The organism is Streptomyces sp. NBC_00341 (assembly GCF_041435055.1).
Lineage (GTDB): Bacteria > Actinomycetota > Actinomycetes > Streptomycetales > Streptomycetaceae > Streptomyces.
Window position 1 is genome coordinate 1,428,921 of the sequence record NZ_CP108002.1, and the last position, 14,188, is coordinate 1,443,108.

Annotated in this window: 14 protein-coding genes and 1 pseudogene; 6 read left to right on the forward strand and 9 right to left on the reverse strand. The window is 71.7% G+C overall.

Annotated elements, in window-relative coordinates; translation table 11 throughout:
- Positions 1-23 precede the first annotated feature (23 nt).
- The 4 genes from OG892_RS06305 to argC are packed head-to-tail and all read right to left on the reverse strand — an operon-like array spanning position 24 to position 4,289.
- Positions 24-1,214 carry an acetylornithine transaminase gene (locus OG892_RS06305; RefSeq protein WP_328867681.1) on the reverse strand — a complete coding sequence of 397 codons (1,191 nt, stop codon included), beginning with the start codon at positions 1,212-1,214 and terminating at the stop codon, positions 24-26.
- On the reverse strand, positions 1,211-2,113 hold the full coding sequence (argB, locus tag OG892_RS06310) for an acetylglutamate kinase (protein ID WP_073737466.1): 903 nt from the start codon (positions 2,111-2,113) through the stop codon (positions 1,211-1,213). The genes OG892_RS06305 and argB overlap by 4 nt, the downstream gene beginning before the upstream one ends.
- Positions 2,110-3,264, reverse strand: a complete 1,155-nt coding sequence (gene argJ / locus OG892_RS06315; RefSeq protein ID WP_073737465.1) for a bifunctional glutamate N-acetyltransferase/amino-acid acetyltransferase ArgJ — start codon at positions 3,262-3,264, stop codon at positions 2,110-2,112. Before argJ ends, argB begins: the two co-directional genes overlap by 4 nt.
- Positions 3,261-4,289 carry an N-acetyl-gamma-glutamyl-phosphate reductase gene (gene argC / locus OG892_RS06320; RefSeq protein ID WP_371628644.1) on the reverse strand — a complete coding sequence of 343 codons (1,029 nt, stop codon included), beginning with the start codon at positions 4,287-4,289 and terminating at the stop codon, positions 3,261-3,263. The genes argJ and argC overlap by 4 nt, the downstream gene beginning before the upstream one ends.
- A 294-nt stretch (positions 4,290-4,583) precedes the next feature.
- Between argC and OG892_RS06325 the strand changes: the two are divergent.
- Positions 4,584-5,369, forward strand: a pseudogene (locus tag OG892_RS06325) (hypothetical protein); the annotation flags it as partial.
- A 116-nt stretch (positions 5,370-5,485) separates the two neighbouring features.
- On the opposite strand, the gene OG892_RS06330 reads toward OG892_RS06325, so the two are convergent.
- Positions 5,486-6,406, reverse strand: a complete 921-nt coding sequence (locus tag OG892_RS06330) for a hypothetical protein (protein WP_371628645.1) — start codon at positions 6,404-6,406, stop codon at positions 5,486-5,488.
- 79 nt (positions 6,407-6,485) lie between these two features.
- Positions 6,486-7,316 carry a helix-turn-helix transcriptional regulator gene (locus OG892_RS06335; RefSeq protein WP_371628646.1) on the reverse strand — a complete coding sequence of 277 codons (831 nt, stop codon included), beginning with the start codon at positions 7,314-7,316 and terminating at the stop codon, positions 6,486-6,488.
- 170 nt (positions 7,317-7,486) lie between these two features.
- Between OG892_RS06335 and OG892_RS06340 the strand changes: the two genes are divergently transcribed.
- A complete protein-coding gene (locus tag OG892_RS06340) occupies positions 7,487-8,266 on the forward strand; it encodes an SDR family NAD(P)-dependent oxidoreductase (protein ID WP_371628647.1) in 780 nt (259 codons plus the stop codon).
- Between the two features lie 52 nt (positions 8,267-8,318).
- Here OG892_RS06340 and OG892_RS06345 read toward each other — a convergent pair whose 3' ends face one another.
- Together OG892_RS06345 and OG892_RS06350 are read right to left on the reverse strand one after the other, a co-directional pair.
- Positions 8,319-9,233, reverse strand: coding sequence for a GNAT family N-acetyltransferase (locus OG892_RS06345; protein ID WP_371628648.1), 915 nt, complete (start codon positions 9,231-9,233; stop codon positions 8,319-8,321).
- A gap of 9 nt (positions 9,234-9,242) precedes the next feature.
- Positions 9,243-9,653 (reverse strand): winged helix-turn-helix transcriptional regulator, encoded by a 411-nt coding sequence (locus OG892_RS06350; protein ID WP_371628649.1) that lies wholly within the window; start codon positions 9,651-9,653, stop codon positions 9,243-9,245.
- A 134-nt stretch (positions 9,654-9,787) separates the two neighbouring features.
- Here OG892_RS06350 and OG892_RS06355 point away from each other — a divergent pair, with 134 nt between their 5' ends.
- The 3 genes from OG892_RS06355 to gap all read left to right on the forward strand — a co-directional run bounded on the left by OG892_RS06355 (position 9,788) and on the right by gap (position 12,820).
- A complete protein-coding gene (locus tag OG892_RS06355; RefSeq protein ID WP_371628650.1) occupies positions 9,788-10,714 on the forward strand; it encodes an alpha/beta fold hydrolase in 927 nt (308 codons plus the stop codon).
- Between the two features lie 46 nt (positions 10,715-10,760).
- Positions 10,761-11,717 carry a GlxA family transcriptional regulator gene (locus tag OG892_RS06360; protein ID WP_371628651.1) on the forward strand — a complete coding sequence of 319 codons (957 nt, stop codon included), beginning with the start codon at positions 10,761-10,763 and terminating at the stop codon, positions 11,715-11,717.
- Positions 11,718-11,821: 104 nt separating this feature from the next.
- On the forward strand, positions 11,822-12,820 hold the full coding sequence (gene gap / locus OG892_RS06365; RefSeq protein ID WP_073737457.1) for a type I glyceraldehyde-3-phosphate dehydrogenase: 999 nt from the start codon (positions 11,822-11,824) through the stop codon (positions 12,818-12,820).
- Between the two features lie 94 nt (positions 12,821-12,914).
- On the opposite strand, the gene OG892_RS06370 is transcribed toward gap, so the two are convergent.
- The gene (locus tag OG892_RS06370) at positions 12,915-13,316 is read right to left on the reverse strand and encodes a DUF5997 family protein (RefSeq protein WP_073737456.1); all 402 of its coding nucleotides are present in this window, start codon (positions 13,314-13,316) and stop codon (positions 12,915-12,917) included.
- Between the two features lie 58 nt (positions 13,317-13,374).
- Here OG892_RS06370 and OG892_RS06375 point away from each other — a divergent pair, with 58 nt between their 5' ends.
- Entirely contained in the window at positions 13,375-14,178 is an 804-nt protein-coding gene (locus tag OG892_RS06375; protein WP_371628652.1) for a LysR family substrate-binding domain-containing protein, read from the forward strand.
- Positions 14,179-14,188: the final 10 nt, after the last annotated feature.

Sequence of the window (14,188 nt, forward strand, 5' to 3'; positions counted from 1 at the left end):
TCGTCGCCTCATTCTCCGGAACGTCATTCTCCGGATCGTCCGTGTGCCGCGTCGAGTACGCCGGGAAGTGCCCGGAGGAACGTGTCCACCTCCGCGTCACCGATGATCAGGGGCGGCATCAGCCGTACGACATCGGGTGCGGGTGCGTTCACCAGGAGTCCGGCTCCCTGAGCCGCCTGCTGCACCTGGGGTGCGAGGGGCTCGGTGAGCACGATACCCAGCAGCAGCCCGGAGCCCCGGACATGGGAGACCAGGGGGTGTCCCAGTCCCTCCACGCCCTCGCGGATCCGCTCGCCGAGCCGCTTCACGTTGTCCAGCGCGCCATCGGCGGCCAGGGTGTCCAGGACCGCGAGTCCGGCGGCGCAGGCGACCGGGTTGCCGCCGAACGTCGTGCCGTGCTGGCCGGGCGACAGCAGCTCCGCGGCCGCGCCGAACGCCACGGTGGCGCCGATCGGCAGTCCGCCGCCGAGCCCCTTGGCGAGCGTGACGAGGTCGGGCTCCACGCCCTGGTGCTGCTGGTGCTCGAACCAGGTGCCGCACCGGCCGATGCCCGTCTGCACCTCGTCCAGGACCAGCAGGGTGCCGGTGGCCCGGGTGATCTCCCGGGCCGCCTCCAGGTAGCCCTTGGGCGGGACGACGACGCCGTTCTCGCCCTGGACCGGCTCGATGATCAGCAGCGCGGTCTCGGTGGTCACCGCGGCCCGCAGCGCCTCGGCGTCCCCGTACGGGACGTGCGTGACGTCGCCGGGCAGCGGGACGAACGGCTCGCGCTTCTTGGGCTGTCCGGTGAGCGCCAGGGCGCCCATCGTCCGGCCGTGGAAGCCGCCGTCGGTGGCGACCATGTGGGTACGCCCGGTCAGCCGGCCGATCTTGAACGCGGCCTCGTTGGCCTCGGCGCCCGAGTTGGAGAAGTAGACCTTCCCGGTGCGGCCGAAGAGCTGGAGCAGCCGCTCGGCGAGCGCGACGGGCGGTTCGGCGATGAAGAGGTTGGAGACGTGGCCGAGGGAGGCGATCTGGGCGGAGACCGCCTCGACGATCGCGGGGTGGGCGTGGCCCAGCGCGTTCACCGCGATGCCGCCGACGAAGTCGAGGTACCGGGTGCCGTCGGCGTCCCACACCTGGGCGCCCTCGCCGCGGACGAGGGACAGCTTCGGGGTGCCGTAGTTGTCCATCAGCGCGGTCTGCCAGCGCTGCGAGAGCTCGGCGTTGGTCATGCTTCCCCCTGTGCGTCGGGCACGACCATCGTGCCGATTCCCTCGTCGGTGAAGATCTCCAGCAGGATCGAGTGCTGGACCCGGCCGTCGATGACCCGGGCGGTCTCGACGCCGTTGCGCACGGCGTGCAGGCAGCCCTGCATCTTGGGCACCATGCCGCTGGAGAGCTCCGGCAGGAGCTTCTCCAGTTCGGTGGCCGTGAGGCGGCTGATCACGTCGTCGCTGTTGGGCCAGTCCTCGTAGAGGCCCTCGACGTCGGTGAGGACCATCAGCGTCTCGGCGTTGAGCGCGGCGGCGAGCGCGGCGGCCGCGGTGTCGGCGTTGACGTTGTAGACGTGGTTGTCCTCCGCCGAGCGGGCGATGGAGGAGATGACCGGGATGCGGCCGTCGTCCAGGAGTGCCTGGATGGCCCCGGTGTCGATGGCGGTGATCTCCCCGACCCGGCCGATGTCGACGGCCTCGCCGTCGATGACGGGCCGGTGCTGGATGGCGGTGATGGTGTGGGCGTCCTCGCCGGTCATGCCGACGGCGAGCGGCCCGTGCTGGTTGAGCAGGCCCACCAGCTCGCGCTGGACCTGTCCGGCGAGCACCATCCGTACGACGTCCATCGCCTCCGGCGTGGTGACGCGCAGTCCGGCCTTGAACTCGCTGACCAGGCCCTGCTTGTCGAGCTGGGCGCTGATCTGCGGGCCGCCGCCGTGCACGACGACGGGCTTGAGGCCCGCGTGCCGCAGGAAGACGACGTCCTGCGCGAAGGCGGCCTTCAGCTCCTCGTCGATCATGGCGTTGCCGCCGAACTTGATGACGACGGTCTTGCCGTTGTGCCGGGTCAGCCAGGGCAGCGCCTCGATGAGGATCTGCGCCTTCGGGAGTGCGGTGTGCTTCCGCGCGGTGGTCATGAGCTGTACGCGCTGTTCTCGTGGACGTAGTCCGCGGTGAGGTCGTTGGCCCAGATGACGGCCGACTCGGTGCCCGCGGCGAGGTCGGCGGTGATCCTGACCTCCCGGTAGCGCATGTCGACGAGGTCGCGGTCCTCGCCCACCCCACCGTTCTTGCAGACCCAGACGTCGTTGATGGCGACGTTCAGCTCGTCCGGCTCGAAGGCGGCCTTCGTCGTGCCGATGGCGGACAGCACCCGGCCCCAGTTGGGGTCCTCGCCGTGGATGGCGCACTTGAGGAGGTTGTTACGGGCGATGGAGCGGCCCACCTCGACGGCGTCGTCCTCGGTCGCGGCGTTGACGACCTCGATCCGGATGTCCTTGGACGCGCCTTCGGCGTCCCCGATCAGCTGCCGGGCCAGGTCGTCGCAGACGGTCCGCACGGCCTCGGCGAACTCCGCCTGCTCCGGGGTGATTCCGGAGGCGCCGGAGGCCAGCAGCAGCACGGTGTCGTTGGTGGACATGCAGCCGTCGGAGTCGACCCGGTCGAAGGTGGTGCGGGTGGCGGCGCGCAGCGCGGCGTCCAGTCCGGCGGTGTCCACGTCGGCGTCGGTGGTGAGCACGACGAGCATGGTGGCGAGGCCGGGGGCCAGCATGCCGGCGCCCTTGGCCATTCCGCCGACGGTCCAGCCCTCGCCGCCCGCGACGGCGGTCTTGTGCACGGTGTCGGTGGTCTTGATGGCGATGGCGGCCTTCTCGCCGCCGTGCTCGCTCAGGACCGCCGCGGCCTTCTCGATGCCCGGCAGGAGCTTGTCCATGGGGAGCAGCAGCCCGATGAGACCGGTCGAGGCGACGGCGATCTCGCCGGCGCTGTGGCCGCCCAGGACCTCGGCGGCCTTCTCGGCGGTGGTGTGGGTGTCCTGGAAGCCCTGAGGGCCCGTACAGGCGTTGGCGCCACCGGAGTTGAGGACGACGGCGGTCACCGCGCCGCCCTTGAGGACCTGCTCCGACCAGCGGACGGGAGCGGCCTTGACACGGTTGGAGGTGAAGACGCCCGCGGCGGCGCGACGCGGACCGTTGTTGACCACGAGGGCCAGGTCCGGGTTACCGCTGTCCTTGATTCCGGCGGCGATGCCCGCCGCCGAGAACCCCTGTGCTGCCGTGACGCTCACGGTGCGACTCCGATCGTGGAAAGACCTGTGTCCTCGGGGAGTCCGAGGGCGATGTTCATGCTCTGCAGGGCGCCGCCCGCGGTGCCCTTGGCGAGGTTGTCGATGGCGCTGATCACGATGACGCGGCCCGCCGCCTCGTCGTACGCGACCTGGATCTGGACGGCGTTGGAGCCGTACACGGCGGCGGTCGCGGGCCACTGCCCCTCGGGCAGCAGATCGACGAACGGCTCGTCCGCGAAGGCCTTCTCGTACGCGGCGCGCAGGGACTCGGCGCTCACGCCCGGCTTCGCCTTCGCGCTGCACGTGGCGAGGATGCCGCGGGGCATCGGCGCGAGGGTCGGCGTGAACGACACGGTGACCGGCTCACCGGCCGCCGCGCTGAGGTTCTGGATCATCTCGGGCGTGTGGCGGTGGACGCCGCCGACGCCGTACGGCGACATGTTGCCCATCACCTCGGAGCCGAGCAGATGCGGCTTGGCCGCCTTGCCCGCGCCGGAGGTTCCGGAGGCGGCGACGATCACGGCCTCGGGCTCGGCGAGCTGGGCGGCGTACGCCGGGAAGAGCGCGAGGGACACGGCGGTGGGGTAGCAGCCGGGCACCGCGATACGCTTGGTACCCGCCAGCCCGGCCCGCCCGCCGGGCAGTTCGGGCAGTCCGTACGGCCAGGTACCGGCGTGCGGCGAGGCGTAGAACTTCTCCCAGTCCGCGGCGTCCTTGAGCCGGAAGTCGGCCCCCATGTCCACCACGAGCACGTCGTCACCGAGCTGCTCCGCCACGGCGGCGGACTGCCCGTGCGGCAGCGCGAGAAAGACCACGTCGTGCCCGGCGAGCACCTCGGGCGTGGTCGGCTGAAGCACCCGCCCGGCGAGCGGCCGCAGGTGCGGCTGCAGCGCCCCGAGCGGCTGTCCCGCGTTGGAGTTCGCGGTGAGGGCCCCGATCTCGACCTCCGGGTGGACCAGGAGAAGACGCAGCAGTTCCCCGCCGGCGTATCCGCTCGCCCCTGCCACCGCTGCACGTACCACCATCGAAATCCTCCTCGTCGATGGCATGACTATACGCAGCGTCGCACTTTTATGCAAAGAATGAACCGGTTGGCGGATTCCCGGTGAGACTGAGCGTCCGAGTCGGCCCGCAGGGCAGCGGCTGCTCCATTGACCTGCTGAGCCTTCGGGGAAGTCGTACGGGAGGCGGGGCGAGCGGGCTGTTCCGGGGCACGAAGGTTGGGGTCCGTACTCCGGAAAACGAATCCCGGCCGGTGTGGTCGCACAGCTGCGCCCTGCGCTGGGTACTGCGCCACGGCGACCTTCAGGACGCCGGCTCTGTGGGCCTCTGACTTCGAGCCGCACTCCGACGTACGCCATGGCCACGAGCCCGGCTGTGCGCTGTCTCCGGACGGCCGGACGGTGTGGGTCTACCGGCCGGACGCGATGGCGGGACGCGGGGACGGGGACCAGTGGGTCGTGCACGATGCCGACAGTGGTGTGGTTGTCGCCCGCCGGGAGCTGGAGACGGTCGGGCACGGTGCCTTCCACCATGTGCATCCCGGGGACGGCAGCGTCTACCTCGACATCGGTGAGGGCCAGGACGGCTCCGTCATTCTCCGGGGTACGGGCGGAGCGGACAGTGAGCCGGAGTTCGTGACGTATCCGTGGCCGGACCGCTGCCTGATCGACCTCGCGCCGTCCGGGCAGCAGTTCATGACCGTGGACCACGGGCAGGCGGACGTCGCCTTCCACGACCACCCCGGCGGGGACGTGCTCTTCGTCCTCCCCGTGGAAGCCTTCGGGTACGACCCGGAGGAGTCCTTCGTGGAATGGAGCGGCGGCTACCTGACAGAGGACACGGCCGTCGTCACCCTGGGCGGTGAGGGTCAGGACGAGGATGAGTGGTTCCGCCACCACTTGGTCGACGTACGCACGGGCACGCTCAGCGGCGAACTCACCGTCGGGGTGAGCAACCCGTACGAGCTGGTTCTCCTGGGCGACGGCTCCTGGCTCACCGGCGGCCCCGGCGGCAGCCCGGTCCGTCGGTCCCGCGCTCCGCAGCCGTCCGCACCGGCGCGCCCGGCCGCATCAGCCCTTGCCCGCGAGAGGCAGAAGCGGTGACGGCGGATACCCGGGTGCCACTGACCCCTCGGGCGCCTGAAGGGCGCGTGGGGCCTGGGCAAGTAACACCGGACCGGCCATGAGCGTCAGCCACGCGCGGGAAGGGCGAGCCGGTCTCAGTTTCTGCGGTCGATCTTCTTCTCCCGCATCAGCTCCCGCAGCTCCGGCTCGGACAGCGGGTGCAGCGTGTCCAGGAGGCGGCGCAGCCCGGGTTCGTCCAGGGTCTGGCTGCTCACCTCGGCCTCCGCGCCGCGGAGGCGGCGGGTGAGGCTGATGGCGCTGCCGCCGGGGAAGGCGTGGACCGTGCGCATCCCGCCGTGCGCGTCCACCGTGCAGGAATCGCCCTTCCTCACCGGCTCTGGGCACCGGGCCGCAGGAGTGGGTGTCGGGCGCAGGTTGATGTCCGCGTACCCCGTGCTGTTCCGCCCGGTGGGGCGGTACTCGACCCTGAAGTAGCCGGGACCGGCCTCGGCGCGGGACAGCTCCATGCCGGCCGGCGCGGCGGCCAGGTAGAGCAGCTCAGCGTGTTCCCGGTAGCGCGCGACCTCCGCCTCGCGCTGCCGCTCCCGCGACTGTGCCGGACCGACGAAGCACCCGTAGGCCACCGCGGCCGCCAGCACGGCCACCGCCCCCAGCCGCACCCACCGGTGCGGCACGAAGAACGCCGCGGCCACCGCGTAGGGCACGCCCGTCAGCGCGAAGCGGGCGCCGGCGCTCCCGAAATCGACATCACGGCCGTAGGCGGCCAGCCCTGCCAGGACTCCGAGCGTGCCGAGGACGAAGACCGCAACCGCCCAGCCGAACCGCCGCGACGCGGTGTCGCACAGCGGCACCACGGCCCGCACCGGGATGCCCGTCACGGTCAGCAGGCCCACGGCGAGCGGCGCTCCGAGGACGAGGACCGGAACCGTCGCGGCGAACCCGCCGCCCCACGCCGAAGCCAGCAGCATGAACCCGAGCGCCGGCACCATAACCGCCATCGCCGCCCAGACCAGGAGGATATGAAGGGCCGTCAGCACGCGTCTGTCACTCGTCATGCCGCGGATCCTGGCAGGCGCCCCTCCCTCGTACATGAGTGCGCGTACTCAGCTCACACGCGACCGCCGGCAGACGCCGCTACTCGGTGAGGCTCTGGGTTCCCACGACGGACAGGAAGTCGAGGCGCTCCGCGTCACGGGTCCCGGGCTGTGCGGTGTAGACCATGACGCGCAGGCTGCTGCCCGCGACGTTCAGGACGTCGCAGTCGAGGGTGAGGGAGCCGACGTGGGGGTGATCGATGATTTTGCGGCCTGCTTCGTGTTCTGCGGCCGTGCCGCTTTCCCAGAGGCCGGCGAATTGGGCGCTGTGCGTGCGAAGTTTCTCAATCAGCGATTTCAGCGCGGGGTCGTGGGGGTATTGACCGCTGGTGCGTTTCAGATCGGCGGCCAGGAGTTCCCGGAGTTCTCCGTTCGACTGCGGAGTATGGCGCACGCGGGTTCTGGAACTGACGAAGGCCCGCCAGGCGGCATTCAGGTCTTCGCCGTGCCATTCGCCCATGAGGGCCGTGTAGAGGGGGTTGGCGAGGAGCTGGGTCCAGGCCGCGTCGTAGACGGCGACGGGGGTGGTGACGAGCCGGTCGAGGATGCGGTGAATGCCGGGTGTGAGGTGGCGGGGGATGAGGCCGGCGCCCGGCGGCGCCAGTCCTGCCAGGCGGAACAGGTGCTCCCGCTCACCCGGGGCGAGGCGGAGGGCGCGGGCGAGGGCCTCGACCACCTGGGAGGAGGGGTGGGTGGCCCGTCCCTGTTCGAGGCGGACGATGTAGTCGGCGGAGATGCCGGCGAGCTGGGAGAGCTCTTCCCGGCGCAGGCCGGGGGCGCGTCTGCGGCTCGTGGCGGGCAGGCCGACCGTTTCCGGGGTGACACGGTCGCGCCAGGCGCGCAGGGCCCCGCCCAGTTCTGTATGAACCATGTCGGCCATTGTGGCAAACCCGGACCGGCTCTTTCCTGGTACCGCGAGTCCCAGGAAAACGCGTCCGCTATCTGACAGCCGGAGAATGCCCCAGGCTGGTGGCACGGCGGAAACGCCGGCGGCGGAGAGAAACCCTGAGCCGGCAGCCGCAGACCGAAAGGAACACCCCCATGAGCAAGCTCGCTCTTGTCACCGGCGCGACCTCCGGCATCGGCCGGGCATTCGCCGAGCGCTTCGCCGCCGACGGCTACGACCTGATCGTCGTCGGCCGCCGCCGGGACCGTCTCGCGGCGTTCGCCTCCGGTCATCCCGGGGTGACGGTGCGCACGGTCGCCGCGGACCTGTCCACGGAGGAGGGCATCGACTCCGTCGCGGAGTACTGCGCCAATGAGCCACTGGACGTTCTGGTCAACAACGCCGGTGTCTCCCACTACATGCCGCTGGCCGAGCTGCCCGCCGACAAGGCCCGCGAACTGATCAACGTCAAGGTTCTCGCCCCCACCCTGCTGATGCGCGCCGCCGTCGGCGGGATGCAGCGGCGCGGCACCGGCGCCCTCATCAACGTCGCCGGGATGATCGCCTTCTCCGGCCCCGCCGACCCCTCGGTGATGCCGCGCCGCGCCGTGTACGCGGGTACCCTCGCCCACCTCGTGGCCATGACCCAGGCGCTCAGCGCCGAGCTGGCGGGCACGGGTGTCAGGGCCCATGTGGTCTGCCCCGGCGTCGTCGCCACCGAATTCCACTCCGCCCAGGGCCTGGACATGAGCACCGTGCCCCGCATGAGCGCCGAAGACCTCGTCACGGGCACTCTGCGCGGCCTGGAGCTCGGTGAGGTCGTCAGCGCCCCGGGCGTCGAGGATCCCGGGCTCCTCCAGGACGTCTTCGCCGCGGACCTGGCGGCCTTCGGTGGCCAGAGCCCGCAGCTGGCCACCCGGTACCGGAGCAGCTGATCCGGCACCCCGTCCGAGGTACGCGCCGCTCCCCGGCGGCCTCCGGGCCCCGTCAGGCCGCGGAGCGGGGGAGGCCGGTGGACCGGTACTCCTCCACGATCCGGTAGCCGACGCTCGTGTACAGGTTCATCGCCACCTCGTTGCCGCCCCAGACGGTGAACATCAGCACCGCGTCACCGGCCGCGAGCGTCGCCTGTTCGCCGGCCGCCATCGCGGCCCGGCCGTACCCGTTGCCCCGGTACCGCTCGTCGATGTGGAGCGAGTAGCCGTACGTGACTCCCGGGAGGTGCCCGTGCTTCAGCCAGCCGGTGCCGATCGGCTCACCCGCCACCTCAATGACCAGGAGCGTGGTCCCGGGCGTCGCCAGGCCCTCGGGAATCAGCTTCGCGAAGTCGTCGTCGGACTTGCGCGCGGCGTCCTCGGGGCTCTTGGCCCCCGACCGGACGATGTCATCGACGTAGGCGAGCTTCTCGGCGGCCAGCCACTCGGGGTATTCGGCCGGCGTCATCGGCCGTGCGCTGACGCCGTCGACCGGTTCCGGCGGGGAGGCGATGCGCCGCGCCCTGAGCTGACCCCGGACGCCGTACCCGTCGAACAGTGAGCCGACGGGCTCGGTGATCCGGATGCCCATCCGGCCCGCGCCGCGCTCCGCGCACCATTCCTCCGCCCAGTCCCTGGCGGCTTCCTCGTACCCCTGGCCCGCGTGGTCCGCCTCGACGCGGAGGTCGACTATGCGCCCCGTGGGCACCCCGCCGTCGTCCTCCACGGACACCGCGACGTATCCCACCCGCGTCCCGGCGTGGGTGATCCCGGCGACGGTCCGGTCGCCGGGCTTGCCGCGCATCTCCTCGATGGTCCGCTGCGTCGCCGCGTCACCGAGCCCGGCCGCCAGGAGCGTGGCGGTCAGCCGCCGCTCGAAGTCCTTCTGCCAATCCGCGCTGTCGCCAAGGGCGTTGAATTCTGTCACCCGGTCACACTAGGGCGTGCCCCCGCTCTCCTCGCCGCTCTCCCTGTTGGCGCGGTCGATCTCGGCCATGTGCTCCTCCGCCCAGGCACGCACCATGGCCAGCGGTTCCTCCAGGGACAGGCCGAGCGGGGTGAGCCGGTAGTGGACGCGTGGCGGCACCGTCGGCTCCACCCGGCGCTCGGCCAGACCGTCGCGGGTCAGCCCCTGGAGGGTGGCGGACAGCATCTTCTGCGAGATACCGGGCATCCTGCGCCGCAGCTCCGCGAAGCGCACCTCCCCCGGGGACGCCTCCGCCAGCACTTTGACGGCCATCGACATCCACTTCGTGCCGATCCGGTCGAGCAGGCCGCGGGTCGGGCACTTCGGGTCGAACAGGTCTCCGCGACCGCCCTGCGGGGACCGTCGCGCCGTAGAGGTCACCTGGAGCTCACCACCTGAGGCGGAAGTGCCGTCTTGGCACCCCCGTAGTAGTTACCTATCGTTTTGTAGTCACCAATAGTAACCACGCTCAGTGGCCCACGAGCCGCACCGCCCGAGCCGATCCGGAGTCCACCGTGCCCGTCCCGCCGAATCCCCTCCCCCGCCCCCACCGGCCCGGCACCGAGCTCCGGCGGGTCACGGCCAACGGCATCGAGATCAACGTGGCCATCGCGGGCAAGGGGCCGGCCGTCCTGCTGCTGCACGGGTTCCCGCACACCTGGCGGCTGTGGACCCACGTCATGGACGGCCTGGCGGACCGGTTCCGGGTCATCGCACCGGATCTGCGGGGGTTCGGCGCGAGCACCCGGGCCGTGGACGGCTACGACGCGGGCACGCTCGCCGCTGACGCCGAGGCCCTGCTCCACGCGCTGGGGGAGAGTTCGGCGGCCGTCGTCTCCATCGACGCGGGCGCGCCGCCGGCCTTTCTGCTCGCCATGCGCCGCCCCGGTCTCGTCCGGCAGCTGGTGGTCATGGAGTCGCTGCTGGGCACGCTTGCGGGCGCCGAGGAATTCCTCGCCCAGGGGCCGCCGTGGTGGTTCGGCTTCCACCGCGAGCCCGGTCTCGCGGAATCCGTACTCAGCGGGAACGAGGACCGGTACATCGACTGGTTCCTCGACGAGGGCACGCTCGGGCAGGGCGTGGAGCCCGCCCTGCGTGCGGCCTTCCTCGACGCCTTCAGCGGGAGCGAGGCCCTGCGGTGCGCCTTCTCGTACTACCGCGCGCTGCCGTCGAGCGCCGGGCAGATCCTGGACGCCACCCGCGGGGGCCGGCTGACCGTGCCCACCCTGGCCATCGGCGCCCGGCCCGTCGGCAGGGCGCTCGAACAACAGCTGCGACCGGTGACCGACCACCTCGTCGGCCGGCTCGTCGAGGACTGCGGGCACATCATCCCGCTGCACCGGCCGGACGAGCTGCTGCGCCTTCTGGATCCGTTCCTCATGTCAGCCGGAGCATCGGCCGGTGCGTCGGCCGGGGTACCCCTGGACACGACACGTCGCTGAGCTGTGACCCGTACCCGTGGGGTCCCGCCGCGTACCCTCGTTTCCCATGCCAGCCCCCCGCCTGCACCACGTCGCGGTGCTCGTCCTCGACGGCGCGAAGCCGCTCGACGTCGGCATTCCCGCCCAGGTGTTCACGACCCGCGCGAGCATGCCGTACGAGGTGCGGGTGTGCGGTGCGGCGCCCGGTCTCGTGGCCGGCGGCGACGGCCTCTCGTACTACGTCACCCACGGGCTCGACGCGCTCGGCTGGGCCGACATCGTCTTCGTGCCCGGCTACCGGCTCCCCGACCGTGACGACCCGCCGCGGCCGGTCATCGACGCGCTGATCGCCGCCCACGACCGGGGCGCGCGCCTCGCCGCCATCTCCACCGGGGCGTTCGCGCTCGCCGCCACCGGCCTCCTCGACGGCCGGCGCGCCACGACGCACTGGCACTACACGCGGGCGCTCGCCGCGAAGTACCCGCTCGTCCGGGTCGACGAGAACGTCCTGTTCGTCGACGAGGGCGGGGTGCTGACCTCTGCGGGCGCCGCCTCCGGCATCGACCTGTGCCTGCACGTGCTGCGCGGCGACCTCGGGGTGGCCGCGTCCAACCACGCGGCCCGGCGCCTGGTCGCGGCGCCCTACCGCAGCGGCGGACAGGCCCAGTACGTGCCGCGCAGCGTGCCCGAGCCGCTCGGGGAACGGTTCGCCGCCACCCGTGAGTGGGCGCTGCACCGGCTGGGCGAACCCCTCACCCTGGACGCGCTGGCCCGGCACGCGGCGGTGTCGCCCCGGACGTTCTCGCGGCGGTTCACCGAGGACACCGGGTACACCCCGATGCAGTGGGTCATGCGTGCCCGGATCGATGTGGCCCGCGAGCTGCTGGAGCGTTCGGAGCGGGGCGTCGAGCAGATCGCGGCCGATGTCGGGCTCGGCACCGGCGCGAATCTGCGGCTGCACTTCCAGCGCATCCTCGGCACCACTCCGAGCGAGTACCGGCGCACCTTCGCACCGGGCGAATAGCCCGCGCGGGGTCTGGCGGGATCCTTACGGACCATGGCGATCACGCCGCTGTCAGAGGGTTCCGGCGAGCGCGATGCTGGAAGCGAGGAGAAAGGGACTCTCACATGACTCGCATCGCCATCAACGGATTCGGCCGCATCGGACGCAACGTGCTGCGCGCGCTGCTGGAACGCGAAAGCGACCTCGAAATCGTCGCCGTCAACGACCTCGCGGAGCCCGCCGCGCTGGCACGGCTGCTCAGGTTCGACAGCACCGCTGGCCGGCTCGGACGTCCGGTGAGCGTGGACGGGGACACCCTCGTCGTGGACGGCCGCCGCATCAAGGTGCTCGCCGAGCGCGAACCGGGACAGCTGCCGTGGACCGAGCTCGGCGTCGACATCGCGCTGGAGGCGACGGGCCGCTTCACCTCCGCCAAGGCCGCCCGCGCGCATCTCGACGCGGGTGCGAAGAGGGTGCTCGTCGCCGCGCCGTCGGACGGCGCGGACGTCACGCTCGCCTACGGCGTCAACACCGACGCGTACGACCCGGCCCTGCACACCGTCGTCTCGAACGCGTCGTGCACCACCAACGCCCTCGCGCCGCTGGCTGCCGTGCTCGACGAGCTCGCCGGCATCGAGCACGCCTTCATGACGACGGTGCACGCCTACACGCAGGAGCAGAACCTCCAGGACGGCCCGCACCGCGACGCCCGTCGCGCCCGCGCCGCCGGGATCAACATCGTGCCGACGACGACGGGCGCCGCCAAGGCGATCGGCCTGGTGCTGCCCAACCTGGACGGCAAGCTGTCGGGCGACTCCATCCGCGTACCGGTTCCGGTGGGCTCGATCGTCGAGCTGAACACCACCGTGGCCCGCGATGTGACGCGCGACGAGGTGCTGGAGGCGTACCGGGCCGCCGCGCAGGGACCGCTGGCAGGGGTGCTCGAATACTCGGAGGACGCGCTGGTGTCGTCCGACATCACGGGCAACCCGGCCTCGTCGATCTTCGACTCGGCCCTCACCCGGGTCGAAGGCCGCCACATCAAGGTGTCCGCCTGGTACGACAACGAGTGGGGCTTCTCGAACCGCGTGATCGACACGCTGACGCTGCTCGCCACTCGCTGAGCCGGGGCGGGGAACGGGGGGCGGGGGCGGTTTCGGCCGCCCCCGTCAGCGCCTCGTGACGGCGCGCGTCGTCAGGACGTGACGGCGCCCGGTGTCAGGAGCGGCCCTGCTCCTTGCCGCTGCGCTCGGCGTTCCGCTCCTTGATGCGCACCGTCTCCTTGCGGACGTCGGCCTGGGTGGCGCGCTCCTTGCGCAGCCACTCGGGGTCGTCCTGCTTCAGGGCTTCGATCTGCTCCGTGGTGAGCGCGTCCGTGACGCCACCGCGCGCGAGACCGGAGATGGAGACGCCGAGCTTGGCGGCGACCACCGGCCGGGGGTGCGGGCCATTGCGTCGCAGTTCCTGCAGCCACTCGGGCGGATCGGACTGGAGGGCCGCCAGCTCGGCGCGCGAGACGACACCCTCCTGGAACTCGGCGGGTGTGGCTTCGAGGTACACACCCAGTTTCTTCGCCGCGGTCGCGGGCTTCATTGTCTGGGTGGTCTGGTGCGACGTCATGGGGTCAAGAGTATCGAGCGTGTGCGCCACCGCTGACCACGACCGGTAACCTGGCGGGGTGACAGGCTCGGAAGCAACCCCTTCGTTCCGGCTCGCGTACGTCCCCGGGGTGACCCCCACCAAGTGGGTGCGGATCTGGAACGAGCGCCTGCCCGACGTCCCCCTCTCCCTCGTCGCGGTGCCCGCCGCGGAGGCCTCTGGCCTGCTGCTCGACGGCGGCGCCGACGCGGGTTTCGTACGGCTGCCGGTGGACCGGGCGGACCTCAGCGCGATCCCCCTCTACACCGAGGCGACCGTGGTCGTGATCTCCAAGGACCACGTGGTGGCGGCGGTGGACGAGATCTCCGTCGAGGATCTGGCCGACGAGATCGTGCTGCACCCGCTGGACGACGTCCTCGGCTGGGAGCAGTTGCCCGGACGGCCCGCGATCGAGCGTCCCGCCACGACGGCGGACGCGATCGAGCTGGTGGCGGCCGGGGTGGGCGTTCTCGCCGTCCCGCAGTCGCTCGCCCGCCTGCACCACCGCAAGGACCTGACGTACCGGCCGCTCTCCGGCGCCCCCGAGTCGCGCATCGCGCTGTCGTGGCCGGAGGACCGGACCACCGATCTGGTGGAGGACTTCATCGGGATCGTCCGGGGCCGGACGGTGAACAGCACCAGGGGCCGCGGTACGCCGCCCGCGGAGAAGCCGAAGCGCAAGGCCCCGGAGACCGGTGGCGCCCGGCGCAAGCCCGCGGCCGGTGCGGGAGCGGGGAAGGGCGCCCGGGGCGGTTCCGGTGGCGCGAAGGGGGCCAGGGGCGGCACCCGGGGCGCGAAGGGCGCTGCGGGCGCCAAGCGCGGAAAGCCCCGCAAGCGGCCGTAACGCCCCGGTT